A 17,071-nucleotide genomic window follows, 5' to 3' on the forward strand; every position below is an offset into this window, starting at 1 on the left:
CCCTCAGCCACGATCGGCCATTGTTGCCAAAGCAGAAATACAGTAGCCTGATAATGTTGGATAAAAGGCAGGATTCTCTCTCTTCTCCTCACTTTCTTCGGTTAATCGCATCAAAGGGCAATAATTGATCGGTTGTTTTCGCAATCAGCCTTGGCGTTTTACCCACTAAACACGCTATCATCGACACACGCGCAGTGCCCCACCGATTCCCAGCCTCAGGAGAGCAATATTTTGGATGCCAGCACCATTAACAGTTTGTTCGTCATCGGTGCCGTGCTGGTGGGGGCAAGCATTCTGCTCAGCTCATTTTCTTCCCGGCTCGGCATTCCGATCCTGGTGATCTTCCTGGCGATCGGCATGTTGGCCGGCGTCGATGGCCCCGGCGGCATCGTCTTCAGCAATTATCCTGTCGCTTATCTGGTCAGTAACCTCGCGTTGGCGGTGATCCTGCTCGACGGCGGCATGCGTACACGGGTCAGCTCTTTCCGCGTCGCCCTGTGGCCGGCGCTGTCTCTTGCCACCATCGGCGTGGTGATCACCGCCGGCCTGACCGGCATGGCCGCTGCCTGGCTGTTCAACCTCGATCTGCTACAGGGGCTGCTGATCGGCGCCATCATCGGTTCCACCGACGCCGCCGCGGTCTTCTCGCTGCTGGGCGGAAAAGGGTTGAACGAACGCGTCAGCGCCACGCTGGAGATCGAATCCGGCAGCAACGATCCGATGGCGGTGTTTCTCACCATCACGCTGATTGCGATGATCGCCGCCGGAGAAACCGCACTGAGCTGGACCTTCCCGCTGCATCTGATGCAGCAGTTCGGCATGGGCATCGTCTTCGGTCTGGGCGGCGGCTGGCTGCTGCTGACGCTGATCAACCACATCAAACTGGCGGACGGCCTCTATCCGCTGCTGGCGGTGAGCGGCGGTATTCTTATTTTCGCGCTGACCACCGCGCTGGACGGCAGCGGCATTCTGGCGGTGTACCTGTGCGGCCTGCTGCTGGGCAACCGGCCGATCCGCAACCGTCACGGCATCGTACAAACCTTCGACGGCCTGGCCTGGCTCAGCCAGATCGGCATGTTCCTGGTACTCGGCCTGCTGCTCAACCCGCACGAGCTGCTGCCGATCGCCATCCCTGCCCTGCTGCTGTCGCTGTGGATGATCCTGTTCGCCCGCCCGCTGTCGGTGTTTATCGGCCTGCTGCCGTTCCGCAGCTTTACCCTGCGCGAACGCGGCTTTATTTCCTGGGTCGGCCTGCGCGGCGCGGTGCCGGTGATCCTGGCGGTGTTCCCGATGATGGCCGGGCTGCCCAACGCCCAATTGTTCTTCAACGTGGCGTTCTTCGTGGTGCTGGTCTCCCTGCTGCTGCAAGGCACCACGCTGTCGTTTGCCGCCAAAAAAGCCAAGGTGATCGTACCGCCGGCGCTGACGCCGATCTCCCGCGTTGGGTTGGATGTACACCCGGAGAACCAGTGGGAACAGTTCGTGTATCAGCTTTCGGCGGAAAACTGGTGCGTCGGCGCGGCGCTGCGTGAGCTGAAAATGCCGCCCAATACCCGCATCGCCGCCCTGTTCCGCGGCAAAGAGCTGCTGCACCCTAGCGGCAGTACCCGGCTGCGGGAGAACGATATTCTGTGCGTCATCGGCCATGAGCACGATCTGCCGATCCTCGGCAAGCTGTTCAGCCAGGCGCCGGCCGTGACGCTCGACGAACGCTTCTTCGGTGACTTTATCCTGCAATCCGACGCCCGTTTAAGCGACATTTCGCAGGTTTATGGCCTCAATCTGCAAGACGACGTGGACGAGCAGCAGACGCTTGGCCAGTTCGTCATTCAGCTGATCGGCGGCGAACCGGTGATCGGCGACCAGGTGGAATGGGACGGCCTGACCTGGACCATCGCCGAAATGGACGGCAACCAAGTCAGCAAGATAGGCGTGCGGATCGTAACCGACTGACGCTGCCGCACCGGCTGCGTTATCAGACGAGGGAACTTCTGGCCTTAAGAACGTTCTTAATCACTATCATGATGCATGAAGTACGGCGCCGCTGAATTATATCCATTTGATATAAAAACAATTTAACAGTGGCGCCGTCAGGGATTAGGGATGTGAACGGCAAGACTCGATTTCTTTCGGTGATGATGCTCATGGCCTTGGGCGTAGCGGCAGCCGATCTCGGCATCGCCGGTTTGGTCCATAGACTTTTAATTGGATAATTTTAACGTGACGCAGCAGGAACAAGAAAAAGACATTCTGGGGAAAATACTGGTGACGGTGTCCGCGCTTTGCCTGATTCTAGTGGCGGCGTTCCTGATCTGGGGATTCGTGCTGGATTGATACCGCGCGACGCTCAGACATAAAAAAACCGCCGCGGCGGTTTTTTTTATGGGTCAGGCGATCAGATCTTGCAACCTTCGCAGTCCGCTTCGTCCTCGAGGAACTCAGGGACCTCTTTTACCTTCTGCGCCGCTTTTTCTTCGGCTTTCGCCAGTTCGGCATCGATATCAAAATCGAAAATATCATCACTCATCGCTTGGTCCTCATTCTGCTTCGTGTTCAAACGCTGAGTATAATCGACAAGCCGCCGGCCGGAAACCTTTCAGTTTGCCGCCGCCAACTGAGGTGGCTCATCCTGCGGCTTTTTTCCGTAGGCCATGTCGTACACGTCGTAGAAGTCGATTTCGCCCTTGTTGCCGATGATCACGCGCATCTTCTGTTTCAGCGCGGCGCCGATAGACGGCTCATCCAGCAGTTGCTGCACCGCATAAGGCGACAGCGCGCGGGTAAAGTACCACTCGCCGTTGTAGCAAACCCGCAGATCCAGCACCCCGATGTCCTCGAAGCGGTATACCGGCCGGATCTCTATCAGCAGCATGGCGAACATGAACAGCACAAAAGCGGTGAAACCCAGGAAGGCATATATCCCCATGTACGGCACCTGGTACATCACGGCGATCACCGCAAAATAACCGGCGAACATGGCAAGGCACAGATAGCGGTGAGTGCGGGCGAATTCGCTGTTGAAGCGCGGCTTGCCGTCACGCCCTTCGCGCCGATTGATCTGTTCAATCTCTTTAACCAAGATGCTTTTAATCGCGTCCATCGTTACAACCTTATGCTGGAAACAGCATTGCCATCAAATCTCACCGCTAAAAGTAACACAAGTACAGTTTCGCCGGGTAGATCAGTTAGCCAACTTAATGGCGGCAACTGTTATAGTTCGGCTTCAACGTGGCTGGGCGGCCTTGCCTTGCGCAAACATGAACATGCGCTGGGCCACATCGTCGGCCTGTTTGATTTTCTGTTTTTGCGGTTCGTTGCTGCGATGAATGGCGCGGGCGTAAGCGATTTCGTGGGCCTGATCGATCATCGCGATGATCCGATCTCGTTCGGTCTTCTCCATATTGCCCAACATGGTGGTGATAATCGCCTGATACGCGTTGGACGCGGCGCTCAGCGCTTTCTCTCTCGCCTCGAGGGCGGCGACGCGTTGCAAGAGTTCCTGCAGTTGCTCGGAGTGAGACATATCGACCTCCTGTTGCCGGGCAGCAAGCCTGCCTGATTACAGTTTAGCAAAGGATCGAAAGAGAAAGAGGAAGGAAAGCCAGCGGTTACGGTAAAGCACACCCGAAAATCCCAACGAGGAGCCGATAGTGCAAATCAACCCGGGTGCGCTTTACGGTAAGCGCGGTGAGATGAAGGGAAGAAAACTGGCGCGCTATGCAGGACTCGAACCCGCGTCTATCAATTTTCAAGCCAAAACAAGCCATTATAAAACCAATCACTCTGCCAACTGAGTTAATAGCGCGTTCCTTCGCTTCGGGGCGTCATTATCCATAACAACATTATGGACTCAAGCTTTTTTAGCATAATGCCCTGAATTTACAGATAAGTCTTAGGTTATCGATAGCGTTATGGCATTACGGCAGCTCAATAATCCGGTAATCGCCGGCGATGAGCGGCTTGCACAAAATCTTGTAGCCATCGCTGTCAAAATGGCTGGCGGCGTTCTGCAGCCGCTGCGCCTGCGCCAGGGTGCTGACAGAGCCCAGATAAAACCAATTGTGAATCACATGGTACTGGCGCAGCGCCTCGCCCTGCTCTTCCAACGCCACTCGCCCGGCGAACGGCCAACAGGCGATGCGTAACTGTTCAAGCGCCGCGCCGAGCCGCCGCGCATGTTCCTGCGCCGGCTCCACGCCGCAGCAGGCACCGGCGCACTTGCGCAGGCTGTAGCGGAAGCAGGCTCGCCCGGCGGGCAGCTTGTCGATCCCCAGCTTGCCGTAACATAAACGATGCTCGTCGGCGATGGCGCGCAGTTTTTCCAACGCGGCATGGCGATTGGCAAACAGCCCGTAAAGATGAGGCGTGACGGCGAAATCGATCTCTTTGGCGTGGGCAATCGTCACCCTGTCCGCCTGCAGACGCAGTGCGCACAGCTGTTTCGAGCGCCGCAGGCGTTTGTTGAACAGCGGCTGCTGTTGCTTGATCAATTGCGCCTCAAGCAGCAGTGCCCCCAACTCGCCGGCGGTCTCGATAAAGCTGATGCGCCGGGTTTGCCGCAGCATTTTTGCCTCATCCTGTGCACGAAAATGCGCCATTACCCGGCTGCGTACGTTGACGCTTTTACCGATGTAAAGCGGCAGGCTGTCGCTCTCGCCGTGAAACACATAGACGCCCGGCCCTTTGGGCAACGGCGCCAGGCAAGCGCGCAGGTGCTCCGGGTATTGGTAAATGTCGAGTTCCGGCTCGAGGCGGTTTGGCATCATGGCGGCGGCGTTATCCTGCGGATGAATGAATACTGGTTTTTTAGCCAGTATAGCGTGCCGCGCTGCCGGTTGCACACTCGAAGGATAATAACTCGCCGTGATCTTTAGCGGGAAAGCCTTTACTATCCCCTTTCCAGCGGGAAAGCGCCTCACGTTTAGCGCCAGTTCAGGCTGGCGCTGCCATGATGGCAGACTGGAACCGCCGCTTTTATCGTTATGGAAAACCTGGGCATGCCATTACTGAAACTCACACCCCGTCGTCTGGCGTTGATCGCCGTCATCGTTTTCATCGCCGTCGCCATCGCGCTGGCCCTCTATTGGCAACGCCCGCCACAGCAGGATTACGTTACCGCGCCGGCCCGCCTGGGCGATATCGAGAACGCCGTGCTGGCCACCGGGCGGCTGGATGCCGTCGAACGCGTTAACGTCGGCGCGCGGGTCTCCGGTGAAGTCAAATCGCTGAAGGTCAAACTGGGCGATCGCGTCACCAAAGGGCAGCCGATCGCCGACATCGACGATCTGCAACAGCGCAACGATCTGCGTAACGCCGAGGCGGCGCTGAACGTCATCAAAGCCGAACTGCAGGCCAAACAGGCACAGCTTAAGCAGGCCGAGTCGCGTTTCAAACGCCAGCGGCGCATGCTGAACGACGAAGCCAGCTCGCGTGAAGACTTCGAAACCGCCGAGGCCACGCTCGCCACCACCCGCGCCGAACTGCTTTCGCTCAATGCACGCCTGGTGCAGGCGCAGATTGAAGTCGACAAGAAAAAGATCGATCTGGGGTATACCCGCGTGGTCGCGCCGATGGACGGTATCGTCATCGCCGTGGTCACGCAGCAAGGGCAAACGGTCAACTCCACCCAAAGTGCGCCGACCATCGTCAAGCTGGCCCGGCTGGATATGATGACCATCAAGGCGCAGATCTCCGAAGCCGACATCACCCGCATTTCGCCGGGGCAAAAGGCTTACTTCACCATTTTCTCCGATCCGGATAAACGCTACGACGCCACGCTGCGCACCATCGAACTGGCGCCGGAATCGGTGATGAAGGACGACTCGCTCGCCGGCACCAGCTCCGCGTCCGGCTCCGGCACCTCGAACGCGTCGGTCTATTACAACGCGCTGCTGGACGTGCCCAATCCGGAAAACCGCCTGCGCATCGCCATGACCGCGCAGGTTTCCTTGCTGCTCGGCGAAGCGAAGAATGCCCTGCTGGTGCCGATCCAGGCGGTGCATAAAGCCGAAGGAAAAGGGCAACAGGTGCAGGTGCTGACCCAAGATCAGCGGCTGGAAACGCGCGAAGTGACCACCGGTATCACCAACAACGTCGACATTCAGATCCTCAGCGGCCTGAAAGCCGGTGAAACCGTGGTGCTGTCGCAGCCCGCCGCCAAGTCGGCTGAGGATGGCATTTTCCTGTGAACGCGATCATCGAGCTAAAAGGCATCAGCCGGACCTACACCAACGGCGGTCAGGCGCTGACGGTGTTGAAAGACATCGATTTGACCATCGCCGCCGGTGAGCTGGTGGCGATCATCGGCGCCTCCGGCTCCGGCAAATCAACGCTGATGAACATCATGGGCTGTCTCGACGTACCGGATCGCGGCGACTACTACATCAGCGGCCAGAACGCCGCCCACCTGTCGCCGGACGAACTGGCCCGCCTGCGCCGCGAGCACATCGGTTTTATCTTCCAGCGTTATCACCTGATGCCCGACCTCAGCGCGCTGGGCAACGTTGAAATTCCGGCCATCTACGCCAACGCCCGGCGCGATCAGCGGCGGCAGCGAGCGGCGCAACTGCTCGCGCGGTTGGGTCTGGAAGGACGCGAAGACCACAAGCCCGGCCAGCTTTCCGGCGGCCAGCAGCAGCGCGTCAGCATCGCGCGCTCGCTGATCAACGGCGGCGAAATTATCCTGGCGGACGAACCGACCGGCGCGCTGGACACCCAATCCGGCCAGGAGGTGCTGGCGATCCTGAGCGAGCTGAATCAGCGCGGCCACACCGTGGTGATCGTCACCCACGATATGAACGTGGCGCAACATGCGCAGCGCGTCATCGAGCTGCGGGACGGCGAGATCATCGCTGACAGCGGCCGCCAATCGGCGCCCGCCGCAGCGCTGCCGCCGCCGAACCGCAGCCGGCAAAGCGGCTGGCAAAGCCTGTTCGACCGCACCCGCGAGTCGCTGCACATGGCGCTGAAGGCGATGAACGCCCACCGCCTGCGCACCGCGCTGACCATGACCGGCATTATCTTCGGCATCGCCGCCGTCGTTACGGTGGTGGCGCTGGGCGAAGGTGCCAAGCAGCGCACGCTGGAGAATATCAAGGGACTCGGCACCAATGTGGTGAGCATCTATCCGGGGCGTGACTTCTTCGACGACGCAATCGACAGCATCCGCACCCTGGTGCCGGCCGATGCCGACGCGCTGGCGCAGCAAAGCTTCGTCGACAGCGTCAGCCCGGAGGTCAGCGCGTCCGACAGCATTCGTTTTCGCAGTAAATCCGCCACCGCGTCAATCACCGGCGTCGGGCGCGATTATTTCCGCGTCAACGGCATCACGCTGGTGCAAGGCGCCACCTTCCGCGACGATCGCAACGCACTGCAGGAGGTGATCATCGACGATAACGCGCGCCAGGCGCTGTTCGGCGATTTCGGCGTCGAACCGCTCGGCCAGATCGTGTTTCTCGGCTCAGTGCCGGCGCGAGTGGTCGGCGTCGCCAAAAGCGAACGCAACTATGCGCCCAACCGTATCAGCGTCTGGATGCCTTACAGCACGGTGATGTACCGCATGGTCGGCAAAACCACGCTCAGCGGCATTACCGTGCGGCTGAAGGATGACGTCGCCAGCGAAGCCGCCGTCAGCGCCATTACGCAGTTGCTGACCCAGCGCCATGGCGTCAAGGATTTCATGACGTTCAACCGCGATCAGTTCCGTAAATCGATCGAGCGCACCTCGATGACGCTCAGTTTGCTGATCCTGATGGTGGCCTCGATCTCGCTGGTGATCGGCAGTCTGGGCGTGATGAACATCATGCTGGTGTCGGTAACCGAGCGCACCCACGAGATCGGCGTGCGCATGGCGGTCGGCGCGCGGCGCGGTGACATCATGCAACAGTTCATGATCGAGGCGGTGCTGGTTTGTCTGATCGGCGGCGCATTGGGCATCGCGCTGTCGTTCGCCGCCGGGTCGCTGTTCACCTCGCTGGCGGGCGGCATGTTCACCGCCATCTATTCCTGGCAAGCCGCCGCAACGGCGTTTTTCTGTTCAACCTTAATCGGCATGATCTTCGGTTATCTCCCCGCACGCAAAGCGGCAAGGATGGACCCGGTCGTTTCATTGGCCAGCGAGTAATCCATGAAAATTTTCTCTCCTTTGGCATTAAGCCTCGCCGCCCTGCTCACCGCCGGCTGCGGCAACGCCCTGAAAAGCGACTACCGGGCGCCACAGGTCAACTACCCGACGAGCTGGCAGCACGCCGTCGAAAACGCCACGCCGACGCCGTTCGACTGGCGCGATTTCCACGATCCCGAGCTCGACCGCTGGCTGCATCAGGTGATGGCCAGCAACAACGATCTGGCCGTCGCCGTGTTGCGTGTCTACCACGCGCGCCTCGAGGCTGAACGCGTCGGCATCAGCACCGCGCCCGACGTCAACGCCTCGTTGAACAGCAACATCAATCGCCCGCTGTCGGAGTCCTCCGCCTGGAATAAAACCAGCGGCGCAACGCTCTCTACGAGCTATGAAGTCGATCTGTGGGGCAAATTGGCGCGCCAGCGCGACGCCGCCGACTGGGCCAGCCAGGCTTCCGAGCAGGATCTGCAGACGGCGCGCCTGACGCTGCTGGCCAACGCCGCCACGAATTACTGGCGCATCGGCTTCCTCAATCAGCAGATCGGCGTCAACCAGGCGAGCATCGCCTATGCCAAAGAGACGCTGCGGCTGGCCAACGCCCGCTATCGTGCCGGCAGCATCTCGGCGCTGGACGTGGTGAACGCGGAACAGAACGTGCTGACGCAGGAAAGCCGGCTGCTGACGCTGCAACACGAGCGTCAACAGGCGTTGAACGAACAGGCGGTGCTGTTGGGCGCGCCTTCAGACCAGGCCACCATCGCGCCCGCACGTTTGCCGACGGCGGCAATGCCGCAGATCAGCACCGGCATTCCCGCCAGCGTCTTGAGCCGTCGCCCGGATCTCAGCGCCAAAGAACTGCGGTTGCGCGCCGCGCTGGCCAACGTCGACGAAAAACGTCTGCAATACTACCCCGCATTCAGTCTGACCGGCTCGCTGGGCGCCAGCAGCAGCGCGCTGCTGGAGTTTTTGCGCAACCCGACCGGCAGCCTCGGCGCCGGCCTGACGTTGCCGTTCCTGCAATGGCGGCAAATGGGCGTGGATATCAAGATCGCCCGTAACGACTACGAACAGCAGGTGCTGGAATTCAGGCAGGCGCTGTACAAGGCGATGGGCGATGTGAATAACGCCCTGTCGCTGCGTGCGCAGCTGCTGGCGCAAGAGACGCAGCTGCAGGCCTCGCTGGCGCTGGCGCGCAAATCGGAGCGGCTGAACGAGGTGCGTTACCGGCAGGGCGCTGTCACCATTACCGATTGGCTGAATGCTCAGGAGCAGCGCCGTCAGGCGGAGCTGGCGGTGGACGAAAACCGCTTCGCGCAGTACCAGAACCTGGCGAAAATCTATCTGGAATTCGGCGGTTCATCGGCCCCCTAATCCAAACTGCCTGGCCATCCGGCCAGGTGGTTTTTTAGCGGCAAACACATCAATTTTTCCTGTTTTATCTCCCGCACTCTCTATACTTCAAACATGGCCAATCAGACGAAAAACCGTCAAATTGCACAATTATTAGACCATTCTCGCACCAAATCAGTGCAAACACTTAAGTTAAACTGCTGGATTTGATCGGCGCAAGATATAACGTTAAGCTATAGATGCAAAATAATTAGTCACCTAAATGACATAACCTTGGCATAAACGACGATATTTTGTGATCCACATCCCATCTTAAATGTGGATAATGAATCGTCTTGAACCGCGATTCGATTAGCCGATTTGATAACTCGAAAACAACAGTGAACGGAGATTACGCTTTCACGAACAACGAATAATTCATTAAGGGATGATTATATGAAGTTAAGAAAAAAACGACATAAACCGATGCACATTAGCGACATCACCATCATCGATGACAGCAAACTCAAGAAGGCGATCACCGCAGCAGCCCTGGGCAACGCGATGGAGTGGTTCGACTTCGGCGTATACGGCTTTGTCGCCTATGCGCTTGGCCAGGTCTTCTTCCCCGGCGCCTCTCCCGGCGTGCAAATGATCGCCGCGCTGGCGACCTTCTCCGTACCCTTCCTGGTGCGTCCGCTCGGCGGCCTGTTCTTCGGCGCCATGGGCGATAAGTTCGGTCGCCAAAAGGTGCTCTCGGTGACCATTATCATCATGGCGGTCAGCACCTTCTGTATCGGCCTGATCCCGTCCTATGCGTCGATCGGTATCTGGGCACCGATCCTGCTGCTGCTGGCCAAGCTGGCGCAGGGCTTCTCCGTCGGCGGTGAATATTCCGGTGCGGCAATTTTCGTCGCCGAATACTCGCCGGACCGCAAACGCGGCTTTATGGGCAGCTGGCTGGACTTCGGCTCCATCGCCGGCTTTGTGATGGGCGCAGGCGTGGTGGTGCTGATCTCCAGCATCGTCGGCGAAGCCAACTTCCTCGACTGGGGCTGGCGCATTCCGTTCTTCATCGCCGCGCCGTTGGGCCTGATCGGTCTCTATCTGCGCCATGCGCTGGAAGAAACCCCGGCGTTCCAGCAGCACGTGGACAAGATGGAGAAAGAGGACCGCAACGCCATCGAAAATCCGCCGAAAACCTCGTTCAAAGAGATCGCGGCCAAACACTGGAAAAGTTTGCTGGTGTGTGTCGGTATCGTGATTTCCACCAACGTGACCTATTACATGCTGTTGACCTATATGCCGAGCTACCTGTCGCATAACCTGCACTACTCGGAAGATCACGGTGTTCTGATCATCATCGCCATCATGATCGGCATGCTGTTCGTGCAGCCGGTGATCGGCCTGACCAGCGACCGCATCGGCCGTAAGCCGTTTATCATCGGCGGCAGCATCGGCCTGTTGGCGCTGGCGATCCCGTGCTTCATTCTGATCAACAGCAACGTGATTGGCCTGATCTTCGTCGGTCTGCTGGTGCTGGCGGTGCTGCTCAACTCCTTCACCGGAGTGATGGCTTCCATCCTGCCGGCGATGTTCCCGACGCACATTCGCTACAGCGCGCTGGCGATTTCGTTCAACATTTCGGTGCTGATCGCCGGTGCGACGCCGACCGCCGCTGCCTGGCTGGTCGAAGCGACCGGCAACCTGTACATGCCGGCCTACTACCTGATGGTGGTGGCGGTGATCGGTCTTATCACCGGTCTGTACATGAAAGAGACCGCCAACAAGCCGCTGCGCGGCGCGACGCCGGCGGCGTCTGACCGCTCAGAGGCGAAAGAGCTGCTGCAGGAGACCTACGACAACATCGAACAGAAAGTCGAGGACATCAACGCGCAGATCGCCGAGTTGGAAAAGAAAAAACAGATCCTGATCGACCAGCATCCCAAGCTGGACTGATCGGCGCTGAAAGGCAAAAGCCACCCGATTGGGTGGCTTTTTTATTTTGATTTCAAACGAAATAATGCGCAGCGCATTTTATGACCATCGGAATGGGTGGTACACTTTGCAGCACACGCTTTATTGATGAAGAACATATTCATGAGCAAAATGGACCTTCCCGTCATCATCGGCATCCTTGTTATGCTCGCCCTGTGGTTTGGCGCGTTCTTCAACATTGGCGATATCACCTTCAGCATTTCACGCCTGTTTCACTGGATTGAGAGCCAACGCAGCTAACCCCACGCCGACGCAGGCGGTGGAAAACATCGGCTATGATTAAAAGACGTTACCACCATTTTCCACGATTATCGCTCGCGATAAGGGGACTGCATCATGACCGATTATGCGTTCTACAATCAGATCCTGACCCGACTGGCCGCCAATCACCCCGGCACGCTGGATGAAAAAAACTACGAACTGTGGAAACAAGACGCCACTAGCCCGCATGCCTTCGCCGATCCCTTCGCCTATCTCAAAACCAAAGGGCTGATACAGGCCTATGTGATGAGCGACATCGATGAGAACAACTATGATATCGACCCGCATCAAACGCGGATCACCGCCGCCGGTCTCGAGTTCATTCGCAACGGCGGGTTTAAATAAGGGCGACACGCGCCAACAAAAAAACCGCCAGACGGCAGTTTTTTACTCTACAAACATGCGGACCGGCTCAGGCGGGGAAAGGCCGATAAAAAATGCGCAGCACTTCGTTGTCGCCCTGGCGTAAAAAACCGCCTTCCGGCTGCCAGCGCAGATCGCGCGCCAGATTGAGATTTTCCCAACCGACCGCGCCCCCCACGCCGATGCAAAGATTTTTATTGCCGGCGGCAAATCCTGCACCGGTGCCGATCATGGCATGCAGCAAACGGGGCGCCGCCGCGTCACGCAGGGAGAATATGCCGATAAAACATCCCTGCGGAGCGCGCAGCATATCCGCCATGGTGCGGATCTCGGTATCGTCCGGGCTGACGAAATGTTTGTATTGCTTATCGAACACCGTCTGCCACAGCTGCTTGTATTTCGCCTTGCTGAGCGCGCCTGAACGGTGAGCGCAAAGCACCACCGCATCCCAGCACATCTCCCCGCTCAGCGAAAGATACTCTTCCGTATCGGTTTGCGGCTTATCGGCGTAATGCCGAGCAAATTCAGCCGCATTCAAATGCGGCGGCACGGCCTGTTTGGCCACGTCACTCTTGTAGCGCTTGAAATTCAACCAATGCATGGGAAGTCTCCTCTTCACCCGGTAGGTTAACAATCCGGCAGCCGTGGATGAGACGTGCCATCAAATCCAGGGCATCGTCGGCAGCGGCGATTTCGTCGTCATTCAGCCCCTGATCCATCGACCGCTCGATCGCGTTCATCACCCCCGGAGCGCTGGTTTCCTCCCCCTGCGCCACCACGTCTAATACGGCTTTGCCGATCGCCAGACAAAGCTCATGATCAAACTCAACCTCTTTATACGGCTGCATAATCACCCCGTTAAATTTTTACCCAAGAATACTAGACCACAATGACGTATCGCGCCTGTCATCGTAGCGCAGCAAGGTATGCAGCCGAAGAGAATTGCATCGGGCCCCGGGTTGATAGCCCGAAGCCCGACAAAAGGCAGATTATTGCGGTGCTTGTTCGGTAGGGCGAATGATAAAACAAGTGGCGGTTGCCGAAGCCAGCAGCTTCCCTTCCGCCGTTTTGAGCGTGCCTTCAGCGAAAGCGACGTTCTTCGCCGCATAGACCAGACGCCCCTCGGCGATCAGGTCAGTTTCCTTCGGCACAGGGCGCAACATTTTAACCTGCAGATCGACGGTGCCATAACCAATCCCCGCACCCAGGGTACTGTGCACCGCGCAACCGGTCACCGAGTCCAAGACCGTGGCGGCAAAGCCGCCATGAACGCCCCCCAACGGATTCAGGTGGCGCCCGTCGGCCCGCGCCACGATGCGGATATACCCCTCTTCCACCGCGACCGGTTTCATGGGCACGGTTTCAGCGATCGAAGCCGGTGGAATTTTACCGGCCATCGCAGCCTGTAATAGCGCCAGCCCGGTCATTTTTGTCGGATCCATTGATCTCTCCTCTGGTGGTAAACCCGTTATATAGGAGAGGTCTGACCTCTTAACTTGCTTTTTCGTGCTGATGTCGTCAGCCGCCTGCTCTTCAGATTCTCTGAACGTGACCGTCATCACTCTTTAGCGCTAATAACCATAATTTTTCAGCGCCTTTAGATTTAAAACAACTTTCTGCTACCAGCGCAGCCGGAAACTGAAAGCAGTTAAGTTCAACATTATTAAGGCGTATCTATCATGGATTTCTTTCTGCAATTAGCGGTGATATTGGCATGCCTGCTGTATGGGGCACGTAAGGGCGGCATTGCGCTGGGGTTACTGGGTGGGATCGGGTTGATGATCCTGGTGTTCGGCTTTCACCTGCAGCCCGGCAAACCGCCGGTGGACGTGATGCTGGTGATCATCGCGGTGGTGGCGGCTTCCGCCACCCTGCAGGCCTCGGGCGGGTTGGACGTCATGCTGCAGATCGCCGAACGGATGCTGCGACGTAACCCGCGCTATGTCTCGATCATCGCACCGTTCGTGACCTGTATTCTCACTATTCTGTGCGGCACCGGGCACGTGGTGTACACCATCTTGCCGATCATTTATGACGTGGCGATCAAAAACAACATCCGCCCGGAGCGACCGATGGCGGCCAGCTCGATCGGCGCGCAGATGGGCATTATCGCCAGCCCGGTTTCAGTGGCGGTAGTCTCACTGGTGGCGATGCTCAGCAGCTACACCTTCAATGGCCGCCATCTGGAATTCCTCGATCTGCTGTCTATCACCATCCCTTCTACCCTGTGCGGCATTCTGGCGATCGGCATCTTCAGTTGGTTCCGCGGCAAAGACCTGGACAAAGACCCGGAGTTCCAGAAATTCATCTCGGTGCCGGAAAACCATCGCTACGTCTATGGCGATGCCGCCACCTTACTGGACCGGGTGCTGCCACGCAGCAACTGGATCGCCATGTGGATTTTCCTCGCCACCATCGCACTGGTGGCGGTACTGGGGGCGTTTTCCGATCTGCGGCCCAGCTTCGGCGGCAAGCCGCTCTCCATGGTCCTGGTGATCCAGATGTGTATGCTGATGGCCGGGGCGTTGATCGTTATCATTACCCGCACCAACCCGGCGTCTATCTCTAAAAACGAAGTGTTCCGCTCCGGCATGATCGCCATCGTGGCGGTGTATGGCGTCGCCTGGATGGCGGAAACCATGTTCGGCGCGCACCTGGCGCAGATCGAAGCCACGCTGGGCGTGCTGGTGAAAGAATACCCCTGGGCCTATGCGCTGATCCTGCTGCTGGTGTCGAAATTCGTCAACTCGCAGGCCGCCGCGCTGGCGGCACTGGTGCCGGTGGCGCTGGCGATCGGCGTCAACCCGGCCTATATCGTCGCTTCGGCGCCGGCCTGTTACGGTTATTACATTCTGCCGACCTACCCCAGCGATCTGGCGGCAATCCAGTTTGACCGATCCGGCACCACCCGCATCGGCCGCTTCGTGATCAATCACAGCTTTATTCTGCCCGGCCTGATCGGCGTCAGCGTCTCCTGCGTCTTCGGCTGGATCCTCGCCGCGGCGTTCGGTTTCTTATGAGTTGTATTTCGGAGCCCTGCGGGGCTCCGTGCAGGCAGGGTGGCAGCACGACAAGAAAGGATGCAGGTATAATACGAATTTCAGGCACAAAAAAACCGCCTCTCGGCGGTCTACGACATTACTACTTATTGCTTTGATTATTCGGTATTTTCGTTCCCTGGTACCCGGGGCGGGACTTGAACCCGCACAGCCATAAGCCGAGGGATTTTAAATCCCTTGTGTCTACCGATTTCACCACCCGGGCTCGGGAAAGTTGGAGGCGCGTTCCGGAGTCGAACCGGACTGGACGGATTTGCAATCCGCTACATAACCGCTTTGTTAACGCGCCTTTATTCTGTTTGCCTTTTCAGGCCAAAGCCGGTGATTCACCCACTTCGTTTTGTTCTTTTGATCCGCGATGTTGAAATCGCTTATCTTAATCATCTGATTCTTAAGTAATTTATTTCGTTACCGCCGAATCGATGGACTGCATTATGGACTAAACCCCCCACCTTGGCAACCCCCCGAAATAGCAAAAAGTTCTCTAACGCTTTCAACTGCTTATTTTGTGGGCGCACTGTTCACAATGCCAACGCAAAGGCAAGCGGAATGTTGATTTTATATGCATCGGCTCAGGAATTCACGGACAAATCGGATCTTTTCTATCGGCAGGAATCACTGACCCGCGCCCTCTGCGGCTTTTCACCTGCTTTGGGATATCATGCGAAACATCTCATGGGGGACATCGCGCAATCTCCGGCGCCGCTGGCTGACAACGCACGTATAACAGCAGAAACCACGGCAATCGGCTAATGCCGGGATAGACGCTATCGACGATAGCCCCCACCACACATGCCGGCAGAAAACCGAGCAACCGTACCGAAAGTGGAATATCACTCCCCCCTGCCCAACGCCGCCGCCCTGAATCGCCAACGGAACTGCAGAGGTAGAGACTGATGTCAGGCCGTACACCGCACGGGAGCACCGGCACAATGTCCAATCAAATGTGCCTGATTACACCATGCAACGGATGCATCCTGCGGTATGAAAACGACAGGAGATGCAGAGGCAATAATCGATGTATCACGTTGAAGAAAGATTTCGCCGGACGGCAAAGGAATAGAAAACGAAAAAGGGGCCGAAGCCCCTTTTTCGTTTACCTGCCGAATCACGGGGATCCAACAGGCCAATGTTTGGAGCGGGAAACGAGGCTCGAACTCGCGACCTCAACCTTGGCAAGGTTGCGCTCTACCAACTGAGCTATTCCCGCATTACCAGAACTGACTGATTTATTTGCTATCTTTCGGCAATTCATCGTTGTCGTCTGATGCGATGCATTCTACTTACCTGACGTGATGAGTCAATAAAATTGTTGGTTCATCACGATCGTTTGCCGATTTTTGCAGCGTATCGATCACGGTTCCAGCAGATCGTTGCGTGCCGCGTTCAAATATTGGAACATCGACCAGAAAGTCAGCACCGCTGCGATATACAGCAAGCCAATCGCCACATACTCTACGGAGCGATCCGGGCGCCACAGCAAGCCCACCAGCGACATCATCTGCGCCATGGTTTTCACTTTGCCGATCCAGGACACCGCCACGCTGCTGCGTTTGCCAATTTCCGCCATCCACTCGCGCAGCGACGAAATGATGATTTCACGGGCAATCATGGTGGCCGCCGGCAGCGTGATCCACCAGCTGTGGTAGTGCTCCGCCACCAACACCAGCGCCACCGCCACCATCACTTTGTCCGCAACCGGATCCAAAAACGCCCCGAAGCGCGTCGTTTGTTTCCAGCGGCGTGCCAGGAAACCGTCAAACCAGTCGGTGACGGCGGCGAACACAAAGATAACGGCGCAAACCATCGGAGCCCAGTTGAACGGCAGATAAAACGCCAGCACAAAGAATGGGATCAGAACTACGCGAAACAGGGTAAGCCAAGTCGGTATATTCAATTGCATAATGCTACGGTAACTATCTGGCTAGAGTGGAAATTA

General features: G+C 57.7%; 18 protein-coding genes and 4 tRNA genes. 10 read left to right on the top strand and 12 right to left on the bottom strand.

What is annotated here, in order from left to right; genetic code table 11:
* Nucleotides 1–231 precede the first annotated feature (231 nt).
* Together ACUTSC_RS05775 and ACUTSC_RS05780 are read left to right on the top strand one after the other, a co-directional pair.
* Nucleotides 232–1,953, top strand: a complete 1,722-nt coding sequence (locus ACUTSC_RS05775) for a potassium/proton antiporter (RefSeq protein WP_123894579.1) — start codon at nucleotides 232–234, stop codon at nucleotides 1,951–1,953.
* 252 nt (nucleotides 1,954–2,205) lie between these two features.
* A complete protein-coding gene (locus ACUTSC_RS05780; RefSeq protein ID WP_016928228.1) occupies nucleotides 2,206–2,334 on the top strand; it encodes a hypothetical protein in 129 nt (42 codons plus the stop codon).
* 61 nt (nucleotides 2,335–2,395) lie between these two features.
* Here ACUTSC_RS05780 and ACUTSC_RS05785 read toward each other — a convergent pair whose 3' ends face one another.
* The 5 genes from ACUTSC_RS05785 to cho form a co-directional block, all read right to left on the bottom strand.
* On the bottom strand, nucleotides 2,396–2,527 hold the full coding sequence (locus ACUTSC_RS05785) for a hypothetical protein (RefSeq protein WP_015377413.1): 132 nt from the start codon (nucleotides 2,525–2,527) through the stop codon (nucleotides 2,396–2,398).
* Nucleotides 2,528–2,596: 69 nt separating this feature from the next.
* On the bottom strand, nucleotides 2,597–3,100 hold the full coding sequence (locus ACUTSC_RS05790; protein WP_038875410.1) for a YlaC family protein: 504 nt from the start codon (nucleotides 3,098–3,100) through the stop codon (nucleotides 2,597–2,599).
* A gap of 123 nt (nucleotides 3,101–3,223) precedes the next feature.
* On the bottom strand, nucleotides 3,224–3,523 hold the full coding sequence (locus tag ACUTSC_RS05795) for a sigma-S stabilization anti-adapter protein IraP (RefSeq protein ID WP_063989499.1): 300 nt from the start codon (nucleotides 3,521–3,523) through the stop codon (nucleotides 3,224–3,226).
* 185 nt (nucleotides 3,524–3,708) lie between these two features.
* Nucleotides 3,709–3,805, bottom strand: a tRNA-OTHER gene (locus tag ACUTSC_RS05800).
* Between the two features lie 112 nt (nucleotides 3,806–3,917).
* Nucleotides 3,918–4,766 (bottom strand): excinuclease Cho, encoded by an 849-nt coding sequence (gene cho / locus ACUTSC_RS05805; RefSeq protein WP_197768657.1) that lies wholly within the window; start codon nucleotides 4,764–4,766, stop codon nucleotides 3,918–3,920.
* 240 nt (nucleotides 4,767–5,006) lie between these two features.
* On the opposite strand from cho, the gene ACUTSC_RS05810 reads away from it, so the two are divergent.
* The 6 genes from ACUTSC_RS05810 to ACUTSC_RS05835 all read left to right on the top strand — a co-directional run bounded on the left by ACUTSC_RS05810 (nucleotide 5,007) and on the right by ACUTSC_RS05835 (nucleotide 12,055).
* Nucleotides 5,007–6,188: an efflux RND transporter periplasmic adaptor subunit gene (locus ACUTSC_RS05810; protein WP_443003183.1), complete on the top strand. Its 1,182-nt coding sequence runs from the start codon at nucleotides 5,007–5,009 to the stop codon at nucleotides 6,186–6,188.
* Entirely contained in the window at nucleotides 6,185–8,122 is a 1,938-nt protein-coding gene (locus tag ACUTSC_RS05815; RefSeq protein ID WP_197768655.1) for a MacB family efflux pump subunit, read from the top strand. The genes ACUTSC_RS05810 and ACUTSC_RS05815 overlap by 4 nt, the downstream gene beginning before the upstream one ends.
* A gap of 3 nt (nucleotides 8,123–8,125) precedes the next feature.
* The gene (locus tag ACUTSC_RS05820) at nucleotides 8,126–9,493 is read left to right on the top strand and encodes an efflux transporter outer membrane subunit (RefSeq protein ID WP_197773451.1); all 1,368 of its coding nucleotides are present in this window, start codon (nucleotides 8,126–8,128) and stop codon (nucleotides 9,491–9,493) included.
* A 414-nt stretch (nucleotides 9,494–9,907) separates the two neighbouring features.
* Entirely contained in the window at nucleotides 9,908–11,410 is a 1,503-nt protein-coding gene (gene proP, locus ACUTSC_RS05825) for a glycine betaine/L-proline transporter ProP (RefSeq protein WP_060419579.1), read from the top strand.
* Nucleotides 11,411–11,551: 141 nt separating this feature from the next.
* Nucleotides 11,552–11,689 (top strand): hypothetical protein, encoded by a 138-nt coding sequence (locus tag ACUTSC_RS05830; RefSeq protein WP_165384368.1) that lies wholly within the window; start codon nucleotides 11,552–11,554, stop codon nucleotides 11,687–11,689.
* A gap of 96 nt (nucleotides 11,690–11,785) precedes the next feature.
* Nucleotides 11,786–12,055, top strand: a complete 270-nt coding sequence (locus ACUTSC_RS05835) for a hypothetical protein (protein ID WP_063989495.1) — start codon at nucleotides 11,786–11,788, stop codon at nucleotides 12,053–12,055.
* A gap of 67 nt (nucleotides 12,056–12,122) precedes the next feature.
* Here the strand turns inward: ACUTSC_RS05835 and ACUTSC_RS05840 are convergent, their stop codons facing one another.
* From ACUTSC_RS05840 to ACUTSC_RS05850, 3 genes are all read right to left on the bottom strand, one after another.
* Nucleotides 12,123–12,674: a hypothetical protein gene (locus ACUTSC_RS05840; RefSeq protein ID WP_025302370.1), complete on the bottom strand. Its 552-nt coding sequence runs from the start codon at nucleotides 12,672–12,674 to the stop codon at nucleotides 12,123–12,125.
* The gene (locus tag ACUTSC_RS05845; RefSeq protein ID WP_197768653.1) at nucleotides 12,640–12,921 is read right to left on the bottom strand and encodes a hypothetical protein; all 282 of its coding nucleotides are present in this window, start codon (nucleotides 12,919–12,921) and stop codon (nucleotides 12,640–12,642) included. The genes ACUTSC_RS05840 and ACUTSC_RS05845 overlap by 35 nt, the downstream gene beginning before the upstream one ends.
* Nucleotides 12,922–13,062: 141 nt before the next feature.
* Nucleotides 13,063–13,515, bottom strand: a complete 453-nt coding sequence (locus tag ACUTSC_RS05850) for a PaaI family thioesterase (protein WP_130017680.1) — start codon at nucleotides 13,513–13,515, stop codon at nucleotides 13,063–13,065.
* A 237-nt stretch (nucleotides 13,516–13,752) separates the two neighbouring features.
* Between ACUTSC_RS05850 and ACUTSC_RS05855 the strand changes: the two genes are divergently transcribed.
* A complete protein-coding gene (locus tag ACUTSC_RS05855) occupies nucleotides 13,753–15,093 on the top strand; it encodes an anaerobic C4-dicarboxylate transporter (RefSeq protein ID WP_025302367.1) in 1,341 nt (446 codons plus the stop codon).
* Between the two features lie 158 nt (nucleotides 15,094–15,251).
* On the opposite strand, the gene ACUTSC_RS05860 is transcribed toward ACUTSC_RS05855, so the two are convergent.
* Together ACUTSC_RS05860 and ACUTSC_RS05865 are read right to left on the bottom strand one after the other, a co-directional pair.
* Nucleotides 15,252–15,337, bottom strand: a tRNA-Leu gene (locus tag ACUTSC_RS05860).
* Between the two features lie 10 nt (nucleotides 15,338–15,347).
* Nucleotides 15,348–15,421: transfer RNA gene (locus ACUTSC_RS05865), tRNA-Cys, on the bottom strand.
* A gap of 260 nt (nucleotides 15,422–15,681) precedes the next feature.
* Between ACUTSC_RS05865 and ACUTSC_RS05870 the strand changes: the two genes are divergently transcribed.
* Nucleotides 15,682–15,885 carry a hypothetical protein gene (locus ACUTSC_RS05870; protein ID WP_197768652.1) on the top strand — a complete coding sequence of 68 codons (204 nt, stop codon included), beginning with the start codon at nucleotides 15,682–15,684 and terminating at the stop codon, nucleotides 15,883–15,885.
* 381 nt (nucleotides 15,886–16,266) lie between these two features.
* On the opposite strand, the gene ACUTSC_RS05875 is transcribed toward ACUTSC_RS05870, so the two are convergent.
* A tRNA-Gly gene (locus tag ACUTSC_RS05875) sits at nucleotides 16,267–16,342 on the bottom strand.
* A 144-nt stretch (nucleotides 16,343–16,486) separates the two neighbouring features.
* A complete protein-coding gene (gene pgsA, locus ACUTSC_RS05880; RefSeq protein ID WP_004927937.1) occupies nucleotides 16,487–17,035 on the bottom strand; it encodes a CDP-diacylglycerol--glycerol-3-phosphate 3-phosphatidyltransferase in 549 nt (182 codons plus the stop codon).
* Between the last annotated feature and the right edge of the window lie 36 nt (nucleotides 17,036–17,071).

This window comes from Serratia sp. TSA_105.2 (assembly GCF_052692115.1).